This window comes from Pyxidicoccus sp. M15, from assembly GCF_056858435.1.
This window is the reverse complement of the sequence record NZ_CM166495.1, coordinates 2,670,881-2,683,745: the sequence shown is the minus strand read 5'-3', so window position 1 is coordinate 2,683,745 and position 12,865 is coordinate 2,670,881. Positions and strand designations below refer to the sequence as shown.

The 12,865-nt window shown below is 70.8% G+C and carries 7 protein-coding genes, 5 tRNA genes and 1 other RNA gene; 10 read left to right on the top strand and 3 right to left on the bottom strand.

What is annotated here, in order from left to right:
• Positions 1-19: 19 nt before the first annotated feature.
• Both ACX9TP_RS10830 and ACX9TP_RS10825 read right to left on the bottom strand, forming a co-directional pair.
• Positions 20-730 (bottom strand): glycosyltransferase family 2 protein, encoded by a 711-nt coding sequence (locus ACX9TP_RS10830; RefSeq protein WP_482979637.1) that lies wholly within the window; start codon positions 728-730, stop codon positions 20-22.
• Between the two features lie 39 nt (positions 731-769).
• The gene (locus ACX9TP_RS10825; protein WP_482979636.1) at positions 770-2,083 is read right to left on the bottom strand and encodes a protoporphyrinogen/coproporphyrinogen oxidase; all 1,314 of its coding nucleotides are present in this window, start codon (positions 2,081-2,083) and stop codon (positions 770-772) included.
• 237 nt (positions 2,084-2,320) lie between these two features.
• Between ACX9TP_RS10825 and ACX9TP_RS10820 the strand changes: the two genes are divergently transcribed.
• The 9 genes from ACX9TP_RS10820 (at position 2,321) to ffs (ending at position 9,584) form a co-directional block, all read left to right on the top strand.
• Positions 2,321-6,946 (top strand): tetratricopeptide repeat protein, encoded by a 4,626-nt coding sequence (locus ACX9TP_RS10820; protein WP_482979635.1) that lies wholly within the window; start codon positions 2,321-2,323, stop codon positions 6,944-6,946.
• 133 nt (positions 6,947-7,079) lie between these two features.
• Entirely contained in the window at positions 7,080-8,360 is a 1,281-nt protein-coding gene (gene serS / locus ACX9TP_RS10815; protein ID WP_482979634.1) for a serine--tRNA ligase, read from the top strand.
• Positions 8,361-8,454: 94 nt separating this feature from the next.
• A tRNA-Ser gene (locus ACX9TP_RS10810) sits at positions 8,455-8,541 on the top strand.
• A 42-nt stretch (positions 8,542-8,583) separates the two neighbouring features.
• Positions 8,584-8,673, top strand: a tRNA-Ser gene (locus ACX9TP_RS10805).
• Between the two features lie 29 nt (positions 8,674-8,702).
• A tRNA-Arg gene (locus ACX9TP_RS10800) sits at positions 8,703-8,776 on the top strand.
• A gap of 26 nt (positions 8,777-8,802) precedes the next feature.
• Positions 8,803-9,270, top strand: coding sequence for a tRNA adenosine(34) deaminase TadA (gene tadA, locus ACX9TP_RS10795; RefSeq protein ID WP_482979633.1), 468 nt, complete (start codon positions 8,803-8,805; stop codon positions 9,268-9,270).
• A 5-nt stretch (positions 9,271-9,275) separates the two neighbouring features.
• Positions 9,276-9,362, top strand: a tRNA-Ser gene (locus tag ACX9TP_RS10790).
• Between the two features lie 12 nt (positions 9,363-9,374).
• Positions 9,375-9,461 (top strand) — tRNA-Ser (locus ACX9TP_RS10785).
• A 30-nt stretch (positions 9,462-9,491) separates the two neighbouring features.
• An RNA gene (gene ffs, locus ACX9TP_RS10780) (signal recognition particle sRNA small type) lies at positions 9,492-9,584 on the top strand.
• A gap of 76 nt (positions 9,585-9,660) precedes the next feature.
• On the opposite strand, the gene ACX9TP_RS10775 is transcribed toward ffs, so the two are convergent.
• Positions 9,661-11,121, bottom strand: a complete 1,461-nt coding sequence (locus tag ACX9TP_RS10775) for a glycosyltransferase family 39 protein (RefSeq protein ID WP_482979632.1) — start codon at positions 11,119-11,121, stop codon at positions 9,661-9,663.
• 118 nt (positions 11,122-11,239) lie between these two features.
• Here ACX9TP_RS10775 and ACX9TP_RS10770 point away from each other — a divergent pair, with 118 nt between their 5' ends.
• Positions 11,240-12,778: a phytoene desaturase family protein gene (locus ACX9TP_RS10770; protein WP_482979631.1), complete on the top strand. Its 1,539-nt coding sequence runs from the start codon at positions 11,240-11,242 to the stop codon at positions 12,776-12,778.
• Positions 12,779-12,865 lie beyond the last annotated feature (87 nt).

Here is a 12,865-nt window from a genome sequence, read left to right as displayed (position 1 = left end):
TGCGCGCCCTCCTACCGGCTCACGTCCCGCGGACGCGGATGACGTAGAACAGCTTGCCCACGTTCTTCAGCACGTTGGGCACGCGCTTGAAGAGGTGGATGGAGGGCTGGCGCTTCTCGTGGAGCTGGATGGGAATCTCCACCACCTTCAGCCCCTCGCGCCAGGCGCGGATGACGAACTCGCTGGCGAACACGTCCATGTCCACCACGCACTTGGCGATGACGGGCAACAGCGCCTCGCGGCGGAAGGCCTTCAGCCCGTGCGTGTCCGTGCCCTGGAAGCCCAGCGCCACCTTCAAGAGCCCGTTGTGCACGCGCGTGGCCGCCCGGCGCACCAGCGGGCGCTGGTCGCTGGCGCCCTTGGCCGCCTTGGAGCCGACGACCATGTCCGCCTCGCCCCGCTCCAGCCGCGGCAGCGCCGCGTCGTAGAAGGTGAGGTCACACAGGTCGATTTCGTCGCAGACGACGTACGTGCCCCGGGCCATGAGGATGCCGGCCTTGAGCGCGGAGCCGTAGTTGGGCCGCTCCGAGTGGAACCAGCGCAGGCGCGGGTTCTTCGCGCACATCTCTTCCAGGATGCGCGGCGTCGCGTCTCGCGAGCCGTTCTCCGCGAAGATGATTTCGTAGTCGAGCCCGCGCGCATCCAGCCCCTGGCGCAACTCCTCCGCCGCCGAGGCGATGATGGACTCCTCGTTGTAGACCGGAATGACGACGGAGAGGTGCGGGGCCATGGAATTGGGTCCCTCAGATATGGGGCAGGAGCCGGGCCGTCAACCGTTCAGCGTCCGGGCGCAGGCGCGGCCCGCGAGGATGGCGTCCTCCATGGACGAGTACTCCCACTGCCCGTAGCGCCCGGCGATGAGGATGCCCGCGTGCTCCAGGAAGCGGAGGATTGCCTCCTTCGCCGGGCCGTACGCGTCGTCGTAGAGCACGTACGCGTGCGGAATCTCCGTCGCCCGGGCGAAGAGCACGTCGTCCGCGGAGTGAATCATCCGCGAGCGCACCAGGTCCTCCACCGCGTACTTCTCCGCGGTGGCGGGGGCCAGCTCGCCGTGGTGGCTGTACTCCACGTAGAAGCTGGAGGTGTCCGGCGGCGCCAGCGGCGCGTACACCGCCGAGGGCGAGCCGATGCGGTACGTGTGGAACTCCGGCTCCGGCAGGTAGATCCAATGCCAGGGCTGGCGGTTGGCCCCGCGCGCGCCCACGGCCACGTAGGTGACGGTGGTGGCGCGCAGCCGCTTCGCCGCGGCGGTGACTTCGTCGGGTACGCCCGCGCCGCCCTTCGCCAAGAGCCCCACCAGCCCCGGCAGGGAGATGCTGGAGACCAGCCCCGAGTAGCCCTGCACGCGCCCGTCGGACAGCGTCACCCTGCGGGCCTTCCAGTCGATGGAGGTGGGCTCGGTGTTGACGCTCAGCTCGCCGCCCTTCAGGTGGCGCAGCATGGCGCGGGCGAGGCTCTCGATGCCGCCCTCGCGCGGGTAGAGGAACGAGGCGTTGTAGCCCACGGCGTCACTGCCGGCGCCCAGCGCTCCGTCCACCACTTCCTTGAGGTTGGGGCGGGGCACGAAGCGCCCCACCCAGGCGGCGGACAGCTCGCGAGGGTGCACCGTCCAGAGTTTCTGGTTGTAGGGCACCATGAAGTTCTTCGCGAAGCCCTCGCCCATGTAGCGGAGGATGAACTCCTCGAAGTTCTTCGGCTCGCGCTCGCGCAGCGCGCGGCCCTTCTCGCCGTAGATGGCCTCCACGTAGCCCACGAGGTTCTCCGCCACCACGTCCGGAGGCAGGCCATGGGTGTTGACCTGGTACGGGAAGCGGGTGAACACCCCGCGCGAGAAGATGCCCGCCTTGCGCTGGATGCGGACCATCTGCTCCGGCAGCCAGACGGTGTTCACCAGCTCTTGAATCTCCGGGTCCCTCAGGTGGAGCCAGTGGCCGGTGGGGTCGAAGTAACACCCATCGATGACCTCGGTCTTGATGAGCCCGCCGACCCGGTCCGACTTCTCGATGAGCCGCCAGGGCTTCCGGAGGAAATGGGCGGTGGACAGACCCGCGAGTCCCGCGCCAAGGATGACGATGGGTTCCATGACAGGCCGGGTCTACCACCTCCGCTCCAGGAGGGGGGAACGAACGCGAGACGCTCACCGACGGGTGGACAGAGCCCTTGCCCGCCCGTCTGGGAGACCAGGGGAGGGGCCGTTCGCCATCAGCAGGCGCGTTCTTTCCGGGGTGGAAACGGCTCTGCTACCCTGCGCGCACCGCGAAGGCGCTCCGAAGCCCGCTCGCGAGCCATTCGCGCCTGTCGGTCCCGTCGAAGGAACCCCATGAAAGTCTCCTGCCCGTCTTGCCAGACGAACTACAACATCGATGACAAGCGGATCCCGCCCGGAGGCGCGAAGCTCAAGTGCGCCCGGTGCCAGACGACCTTCCCCATCAAGCTCGAGGCCGTGAGCGCGTCGCCCGCGCCGCAGGCTCCCGCCATTCCGCTGCCCGGCGCCGCCGCGCCGCAGGCCGCCGCCATTCCCCTGCCGGGCGGCGCCGCGCCGTCGGCCGCCATCCCCCTGCCGGGCGCCGCCGCGCCGGACTCGGACGCCTTCGCCTTCGATGACGGCTCCGCCGCCATCCCCCTGCCGGGCACCTCCGCGCCCTCCGCCTTTGACGGGGGCGCCATTCCGCTGCCGGGCACCGCCGCGCCGCAGTCGGCCGCCATTCCGCTGCCGGGCACCGCCGCGCCCCGGTCCGCCGCCATTCCGCTGCCGGGCACGGCCGCGCCGCAGTCGGCCGCCATCCCCCTGCCGGGGAGCGCGTCGAGCGCCGCCGCCATTCCCCTGCCGGGCGCCGCGCCGTCGTATGCGCAGGCCATTCCGCTGCCGGGCGCCGCGCCGTCGTACTCGGAGGCCATTCCGCTGCCTGGCGCCGCGCCGGAGGCGGACGCGTTCGCCTTCGATGACGGCGGGTACGCCGAGCCGTCCGCCGCCATCCCCCTGCCCGGCGTGGCCGCGCCCAGGTCCGAGGCCATTCCCCTGCCGGGTGCGGCCTCGCCGATGGACTCCTTCAGCGAGTACGACGACAACCCGCAGCCCGCGCCCGAGAACCGGGACGTGACGCGCGTCGTGCGAATCCCTCTGCCGAGCGACGCGTACCGCGAGCCGCCTCCCGCCGCGCCGACCTACGGCACCACCGACGAGGTGCGCGGCACCGCGCGCGACTTCGACTTCTCCGAGGAGCCTGTCGCCGCCGCGCCGACCTACGGCACCACCGACGAGGTGCGTGGCACCGCGCGCGACTTCGACTTCTCCGACGACTCGCTGCCCGTTCCCGCCGAGCCCCAGCCCGCGGCGGACCCGTTCGCCTTCGACGTCGAGCCGCCGGGCGGCGAGGCCCAGGCCTACGCCCTGCCGCCCACGCCCCACCGCGCGCCGGCGTCCGACTTCGGCGCCCCCGCCGAGGCGGACCCGTTCGCCCTGCCCCCGCCGCCGGACGCGTACGCGCAGCCGTCCGCCGGAGAGGACCCGTTCGCCCTGCCCCCGCCGCCCGCGGGCATGACGCCCGAGACGGACCCCTTCGCCCTGCCGCCCCCGCCGGACGCGTACGCGCAGCCGCCGACGCCCGGCGAGGACCCGTTCGCCCTGCCGCCCCCGCCCGCCGCGCCGTCGTTCGACTTCGGCGAGCTGCCGTCTCCCGCGGGCGAGGACCCGTTCGCCCTGCCCCCGCCGCCCGTGGGCATGGACTACTCGGACCTGCCCTCCCCCGCGGCCCCGCCCGCGCAGGCCGTGGACTACTCGGACCTGCCCGCGCCGGCCGCGCCGCCGCAGGACCTGGCCTTCGACTTCGCTGACGCCCCGGCGCCCGCCGCGGACCCGTTCGCCATGGACTTCGCGCCCGCGCCGGCCGCCGCGCCCGCGCCGGACTTCAACCTCGACTTCGCCGACCCGCCGCCGCCCGCCGCCAACGTCAACCCGGCGGTGGACTTCGGTGACGTGGACTTCGGCTCGCCGCCGCCCCAGGCCTCCGCGCCCGCGGGCATTCCCGACGCGCTCGAGTTCGACCCCACCGCCAGGCCCGCCGACGACCTGGAGGCCGACCTCTCCGAGCCGCTGCCGCCCCCGCCCAACGCCGGCCCCGCGGACGGCCTGGAGATGCTGTCGTTCATCGACGACGCCGGCAGGGACGCGGGCGCCCAGGCCGGCGCCAAGGTGCGCCGCTTCCACGTGCGCCGCCGCTCGGGCAAGGTGTTCGGCCCGTTCGACGAGGGTGTCATCGTCAAGATGCTCGAGGACGGGCAGCTGCTCGGCAACGAGGACGTCTCCACGGACTCGGAGAGCTGGTCGCCCATTGGCACCGTGGCCACCTTCGCCGCCGCCATCCAGCGGCTGATGGAGGGCCCGTCCAAGGTGGTGGCGCCCAGCGCGGCCCCCACCGTGGCCACCGCCGAGGCCCCCCGGGCCGACACCGCCCCGCAAGCCGCCAGCATGAAGCGGCTGGAGCAGCTCTACGAGGGCCGCATGGCCGGCGTGGCCGTGGTGGACCGCACCGGCGCCACGGAGAAGTGGAAGAAGCGCATCCCCCTGATGGTGGCCGCCGGCGTCGGCGTGGTGGTGCTGGGCATCGGCGCGGGCATGGAGTTCGGCTCGCGCTACGGCGCCTACGGCCGCCGCGCCCTCTTCCCCGCCCGCGTCGCCGCCGGCTCGCCCGAGGCGAAGCTGGTGGACGACGCGCGCCAGGCCCTGCTCCAGGACACCTTCGCCAGCTACAAGCAGGCGTACACCCTCAGCACCCAGGCGCTCGCGCAGGGCGAGTACCCCGCGGTGCGCTCGCTGTGGTGCCAGTCCGTCCACTACCTGCAGCGCCGCTACGCCGCCGCCGACCCCAACGACCTGAACCGCTGCCATGAGGCGATGCCGGACATCGAGCTGCTCGGCGAGAAGGACGTGGACGTCATCAAGGCCTCCGCCGCCATCGCCCTCACCTCGCGCCAGGCCGACACGGTGCTCCCCGCGCTGGCGGACGCGTACAGCCGCGAGGCCAACCAGGGCGACCTCGAGCTGGCCTTCCTGCTGGCCGAGGCCCACGGGCAGAAGCGCGACCAGGCCCAGTCCATGGAGATGCTGAAGAAGGTGCTGGCCCGTGACGCGAAGTCCGCCAAGGCCCACCACGCCCTGGGCAACCTGCACCAGGCCGCGGGCCGTGCGGACGAGGCCGCCGCCGCGTACGCCGCCGCCCTGGAGGCCGACCCGAAGCACGTCGCCTCCGCGGTGGAGCTGGCCGCGGTGGAGCTGCTCGTGCGCAAGGACGGGGAGAAGGGCGCCCAGGCCGTGGACCGCGCCCTGGCCGAGGACGTCAAGTCCGCGCTGGGCCCGGCGGAGCTTGCCCGCGCCCGCGGCCTCAAGGGCGTGGCCCTCTTCCAGCAGCACAAGCCCAAGGAGGCCGAGGCCGAGCTGATGGCCGCCATGGAGAAGGACAAGGCTTCCGCCTTCCTCAAGGCCCAGCTCGCGCTCGTGCTGCGCTCGCAGCGCAACTACGAGGGCGCGCTGCCCCTGTACGCGGAGCTGGCCACCAAGGAGGCCGACAACCTCGAGTACACGGACGGCCACATCACCACGCTGGTGATGACGGGGAAGATGCAGGCCGCGCTGGACGCGGTGCAGAAGGCCAACAAGCGCTTCCCCAGCGAGGCGCGCATCGCGTACCTCTACGGCCGCATCGAGGACGCGCTCGACAAGGCCGTCGAGGCGGAAGGCCACTACAAGCGCGCCATCACCGCGGACGACAAGCTGGTGGAGGCCAGCCTGTACCTGGGCCGCTTCTACCTGCGCCAGCGCCGCAACGCCGAGGCGCGCACCCAGCTGGAGCTGGCGGCCACCAAGGCCCCGGACCACCCCGGCGTGCGCGCGGGCCTCGGCGAGCTGGCCCTGGCGGAGAACAACGCGCTGCTGGGCCAGCAGGAGTTCGAGCGCGCCGTGCAGCTGGACCCCAACCTCGCCGACGCCCACCTGGGCCTGTCTCGCGTGGCGCTGCTCAACGGCGACCTGGAGAAGGCGAAGACGGAGGCCAACGTCGCCCTGGAGCTGGACCCGCACCTCTTGAAGGACGGCCGGCTGCAGCGCGGCATCGTCCTCTGGCGGCTGGGCCAGCTCGATGAGGCGGTGGCGGAGCTGGAGAAGGCCAAGGCGGAGGACCCCCGCTCCACCACCACGCCCGTCACCCTGGGCGCGGTGCTGCTGGAGAAGGGCGACCTGGCCGGCGCGGAGAGCAACCTGGGCCTGGCGCTGAGCAACGAGCCCTCCAACCACGAGGCGCTCTACTTCCTGGGCCTGGTCAAGGCGAAGCGGCTGGAGTTCACCGGCGCGGTGGACAACATGCGCAAGGCGGTGGAGCGCGCGCCCTCGCGCCCGGACTACCACTACGCCTACGGCGTCATCCTGCGCGACGCGAAGAACCTGCCGGACGCCATGAAGGAGTGGCAGAAGGCGGTGGAACTGGACGCGCAGAACGCGGACGCCCACGAGGCGCTCGGCCACGCCTACCTGGAGGGCGGCCAGTTCGACGAGGCCATCACCTCGTTCGAGGCCAGCCTCAAGGCCGACCCGCGCCGCACCCGCGTGCTGGGCTCCATCGGCGACGCGTACTTCAGCGCCGCCCGGTGGAACGAGGCCGTGACTCGCTACCAGACGGCCCTCAAGCAGGACCCGAAGCTGACGTACGTCTACTACAAGGTCGCTCGCGCCTTCACGGAGCAGGCCCAGTACGCCAAGGCCATCGACTGGTACCGCAAGGCCACCGGCGTGGACCCGGAGAACCCCATGTCCTACTACTACCTGGGCTTCGCCTATAAGGAGCGCAACAAGCGCCGCGAGGCCGTCCAGGCGTTCAAGGACTACCTCTCCCGCAAGCCGGACGCGACGGACAAGAAGGACATCGAGGACGAAATCTACGACCTGCAGAACTAGTCCCGGCAGGCGGCCGGCCGTGGCGTCCCCGCCCGGCCGGCGTCAGACGAAAGGGGCCCCGGGCGTCGGCCCCTGAGCACCCCACGCGCGAGGAACCTTGTGGCCCTCGCGCGGGGTGACTAGAAGGCGCCCCATGCTGGACCTCCGCAACGTCGCGCAGAACTTCGATGCCGTTGTCGCCCGCTTGCAGACGCGGGGCGGCAGCCTGGATTTGGGCCCCTTCCAGCGCCTCTTCTCCGAGCGGCGCGAGCTGTACGTCTCCATGGAGTCGCTGTCCGCCCGTCGCAACGCGGCCAACGACGAGATGAAGCGCAAGGCGAAGGAGGACCCCAAGGCCCTGGACGCGCTGCGCGGCGACATGCGCGCCGTCTCGCAGGAAATCAAGGAGAAGGAGACGCGCCTCAAGGAGGTGGAGGAGGAGCTCAACCGCATCCTCCTCCTCATCCCCAACGTCCCGCACGAGTCCGTGCCCGTGGGCGGCGGCGCCGAGGACAACGTCCAGGTGCGCACCTGGGGCGAGAAGCCCAACCTCCTCTTCACCCCGAAGCAGCACTTCGAGCTGGGCGAGAAGCTGGGCATGCTCGACTTCGAGCGCGCGGCCAAGGTGTCTGGCAGCCGCTTCACCTTCTACAAGGGCGCGCTGGCACGGCTGGAGCGGGCGCTCGTCACGTTCATGATCGACGTGCACACCCAGAAGGGCTACCTGGAGCTGCTCCCGCCCTACCTGGTGCTGCGCGAGACGATGATGGGCACCGGGCAGCTGCCCAAGTTCGAGGACGACGCCTTCAAGACGGCGGGGGAGCCGGAGCGCTTCCTCATCCCCACCGCGGAAGTCCCCGTCACCAACTACCACGCGGACGAAATCCTGGAGGGTGAGCAGCTGCCCCTGCGCTACTGCGCCTTCAGCCCGTGCTTCCGGGCCGAGGCCGGCGCGGCCGGCAAGGACACCCGCGGCCTCATCCGCCAGCACCAGTTCCACAAGGTGGAGCTGGTGAAGTTCTCCCCGCCGGAGAAGAGCCTCGACGAGCTGGAGGCGATGACGGACGACGCCTGCGACATCCTCCGGCGGCTCGGGCTGCACCACCGCGTGATGCTGCTGTGCACCGGGGACATGGGCTTCGGCGCCCGCAAGACGTACGACATCGAGGTCTGGCTGCCCGGCCAGGACAGCTACCGCGAGATTTCCTCCTGCTCGGACTGCGGCGACTTCCAGGCGCGCCGGGCGAAGATTCGCTTCCGCGCCCAGAAGGGGGACAAGCCCCAGCTCGTCCACACCCTCAACGGAAGCGGCCTGGCGGTGGGGCGTACGAGCATCGCCATCCTGGAGAACTACCAGCGCGAGGACGGAAGCGTGGCCATCCCCGAGGCGTTGTGGCCGTACATGGGGGGGCTGAAGGAGCTCAAGCCACTTTGAGCCTTGAATCCGGCTTGCAACGGGCCCCGAATGAGGTAGAAGGGCGGCCCCACGGTCGCCGTCGGTCCGCGGGACTCCGCCGGCTCTGAAGCATGGAGGCGTGGCCGAGCGGTTGAAGGCAGCGGTCTTGAAAACCGCAGAGGGTGCAAGCTCTCCGTAGGTTCGAATCCTACCGCCTCCGATTTTGTGCTTGAGTTTTGCGGTTCTTTGACAGAAAAAAGCTGGAGAGATGGCCGAGAGGCTGAAGGCACAGGTTTGCTAAACCTGCATACTCGAAAGGGTATCGAGGGTTCGAATCCCTCTCTCTCCGCCACTTGTAGTAGTAGCAGCGCCGGAAGAAATGCTCCCTTAGCTCAGCTGGATAGAGCGTCGGACTACGAATCCGAAGGCCGGAGGTTCGAATCCTCCAGGGAGCGCACTTCTTCTTCCGAGCACCGTCTCCATGAGTGACGACGAAGCTTTCATGCAGCAGGCGCTTGCGCTCGCGCGGGAAGCCGCGGAACTCGGAGAGGTCCCCGTCGGTGCGGTTGCGGTCCATGACGGAAAAGTCATCGGCACCGGCTTCAACCGCCGCGAAGTGGACCGACACCCGCTCGCTCACGCCGAGATGCTCGCAATGGATGCCGCGGCTCGAAGCCTGGGCGTCTGGCGGCTCTCGGGCGTCACCCTGTATGTGACGCTGGAGCCGTGTGCCATGTGCGCCGGTGCGCTGGTCCAGTCCCGGGTGACGCGGTTGGTGTTCGGCACCTCGGACCCGAAGGCGGGCGCGGTCGGCTCGCTCTACAACCTGGTCGAGGAGCCTCGACACAACCACCGGCTCCAGGTGACAAGTGGCATCCTGGCGGACGAAAGCCGCCTGCTTTTGAAGACGTTCTTCGAGCGCTTGCGCGCGAGGAAACGTGAAAACTGAATACTGGAGAGCTGGCCGAGTGGTCGAAGGCACCTGACTCGAAATCAGGCGTACCGGTAACGGTACCGTAGGTTCGAATCCTACGCTCTCCGCTCCAGACTTATGGAGAGGTGGCCGAGCGGTTGAAGGCGCACGCCTGGAACGCGTGTATATCTGAAAGGGTATCGTGGGTTCGAATCCCACCCTCTCCGTTGTTGTTTCAGCAGTGGGTTGTTACAGACTTTGTGGTCGGGGCAACGTGGAGGCGTGAACTCCGCCAGGTCCGGAAGGAAGCAACGGTAGCGTACTTCCGCGTGTGTCCCGGCCGTTTCTTTTGAAGAGCCGGCACCCTGAAACAGGGTGCTGGCTCTTCGCCTTTGCGGGCGGCCCCGCGCCCGCTTCCGTGGCTGCCTAGTCGCGGACGAGGAGTGTCTCGCGGCCGATTCTGCGCGCCACGCGGAAGCCGGCGGCCTGGAGCTCCGCGAGGGCGCGGTCCTCGAAGGTGACGGCGCGGTTGAAGGTCCTGTCCCGCATGGCGTGCTGGAAGGCGCCGTCCCGGGGCCAGTCGCAGGTGAGCCAGGGAATCTGCTGGCCCAGGTAGAAGAAGCCCCCGGCGCCCCACAGCCCCTCGTTGACGATGAGCAGCCCGCGTGCGCCGCCCCCTTCCGTGGCGGCGACAATGGCGCGGAACTGGTCCGCCCGCAGGTCCCCCGAGGGGAAGAAGGCGGCCGTGCCCAGGCCCGTCCCCAGGGCGAGCGCCACGAGGCCCCACCGGGCCGCGGGCCGCGCCCGCGCGGTGAGGAAGGCGGCCACCGGCGCCGCCGCGGCCAGCACGGCCAGCACCAGCCCGGGGTAGAGGAAGCGCTCCTCCTTGTGCGCGGTGGCCAGCAGCACGCCCGTGTACACGGCCGCGCACCACAGCGGCAGGGACAGTGCGAGGCGCTGGCGCAGGGCGGCCAGCCCCAGGAGCCCGGCGCCCCACGCCCAGAGGGGCACGGCGGTGAGGAGCGGCCGCGCGTAGTAGCTGGGCGCGTCCGCGCCGAAGCGCGCCGCGGCGTCCCCGGAGAAGACGTTGAAGCGCGCGTAGGCGATGAAGGAGTGGAACGGAGAGCCCCAGGTGGCCCAATCCAGGGCGCCCAGCCCCGCCGCCACCACCAGCCCGCCGGCGCAGGTGAAGGCCAGCAGCCGCCAGCGCCGCGCCGCCACCAGCCACACCAGCGCGGCCAGGACGAAGATGGCCGACGGGTAGCGCGTCACCACCGCCAGGCCCAGGGCCGCGCCTCCCACGAGGCCCGCGCGCACCGGGCGCTCGCGCCTGTCGAGCGCCTCCATGGCCACCATCAGGAAGGAAGCGGAGAAGGACTCGCCCAGGGTGCGTCCCGCGAAGACGAGCACCGGCCCGTAGAGGCCCACCAGGAGGACGGCCAGCCCCCCACCCGCGGGCCCGGCCCGGCGCGCGACGAAGCGGTACGCGGCCCAGAGGCTCCAGACGTGCAGCGCCGCCTGCGGAAGGGCCACCACCGCCCGGTAGCCCTGGGGACGGGTGATTCCGAGCAGGTCCGCCAGCTTGAGGAAGCCGGCGAGCACGCCGGGGACGGCCCAGTTGCGGATGCCGTCCTTCCACTCCCAGGCGAGCACGCCGTAGCCGTGGACGCGCCACCAGGCGGGCTCCAGGGCCTGGTACACCTCGTCCGGGTGGATGCGGCCCAGCTGCAGCACGGCGATGACGGCGGGCAGCAGCGCCACCACCGGCAGCAGGAGGACGGGCCAGCGCCGCCCGTTTCGGGACGCGGGGCCGGGCAGGTCCTGGACGGGCTCGGGTGTTGACTCGGGAACGGCGGAGGCCGGGAACTGGGGAGCGGGCGCGGACACGGGCGCGGCCGACTCTCCCCGCCCCGCCGCCCGGGCGCAAGATGCGCGGTGTTCGTCCGCTCGCTCTCCGCTCGGGTTGGGGTAGGAACGCGGGCCAGCCAATCCAGGAGGAGAAGACATGCCGGACGTCATCGTGGTGGGCGCGGGCCACAACGGGCTCGTGACAGCGGCGCTGCTGGCGCGCAGGGGGCTCTCCGTCACCGTCCTGGAGGAGAAGGACGTGGTTGGCGGCGCGTGCCGCACGGAGTACCCCTTCCGCACCGCGCCGAAGCTGGGCGTGTCCACCGGCGCGTACCTGCTGGGCCTCATGCCGCCGGAGTTGCTGCGCGAGCTGGAGCTGGACCTGCCCCTCAAGCGCAGGGACCCACACTACTTCCTGCCCACCACCGGCAAGCGCTACCTCCTGTTCGGCTCGGACGAGCGCGAGCTGCAGCGCCAGTTCCTCGAGTTCTTCTCCCAGGCGGACTGGGAGGCCCACCAGGCCCTGAACGCCGAGCTGGCCGCGCTGCGCGACGACATCGCCCCGACGTGGCTCCAGCCCCCGGTGTCCATTGAAGAGACCGCCGAGCGCTTCGTGCGCCCCGCCCTGCGCCAGCACTTCGTACGGCTGTGCCGGGGCACGGCGCGCGAGTACCTGGAGCGCTTCGGCTTCAAGTCCGACCTCGTGAAGGCCATGTACGCGGTGACGGACGCCTTCTCCGGCATCGAGGGCGGCTATGACACGCCCGGCACGGGCATGAACCTGCTCGTCCACAACATGTGCCGGCTGCCCGGCAGCGGCGGCACGTGGATGATTGTCGGCGGCGGCATGGGCACCGTCACCCAGGCCATCGCCAACGTCGCGCGCAAGCACGGCGCGCAGATTCGCACCGGCGCGAAAGTCACCTCCGTGCGCGTGGACCGGGGCGTGGTGAAGGGCGTGGTGCTGGCCAACGGCGAAGAGGTGAAGGCCTCCGTCGTCGTGTCCAACGGCGACCCCTTCCGCACGCTGAAGCTGGTGGAGCAGGCGGCGCTGCCCGCGGACTACCGGGCCAGGGTGGACGCCATGGCGGCGCAGGGCACCACGATGAAGGTGAACCTGTGCCTCAAGGATTTGCCCCGCTTCACCTGCCTCCCCGAGGACCGCGGCCAGTTCGGCCCCACCATCCACCTGCTGCCCCAGGAGGACGACGTGCTCGGGGCGCTGGCGCGCGCCTACAAGGACACGCAGGAGGGCCGGCTGTCGGAGTTCCCCTCCATCGAGTGGTACATCCACACCACGGTGGACCCGTCGCTGCGCGACGCCGAGGGACACCACAACTCCGCCCTCTTCGTGGAGTGGGTGCCCTACGCGCTCAAGGGCACGACGTGGGAGCAGGAGGAGTCGCGCTACGTGAAGCAGCTGCTGTCCATCTGCGACCGCTTCGCCCCCGGCACCAGTGATTTGGTGCAGGAGACCTTCGTGCTCACGCCGCCCAAAATCGAGAAGCACTTCGGGATTACGGGCGGCCACATCCATCATGTGGACAACAAGCGGGGCTTCACCGACCGGCTGCCCTACGAGACGCCGGTGCAGGGGCTCTACTTCTGCAGCGCCGGGTGCCACCCCGCGGGCAGCGTCATCGGGGCCGCCGGGCACAACGCCGCCGGAGTGGTGCTACAGGCGCTCGGACGCTGAGTGCAGTCCCACCTCGTGGGGAGGCAATGAGATGGATCATTCACGCCGTCGTGTTTAGATGACCGGGCACATGAGCTACCTCGTCCT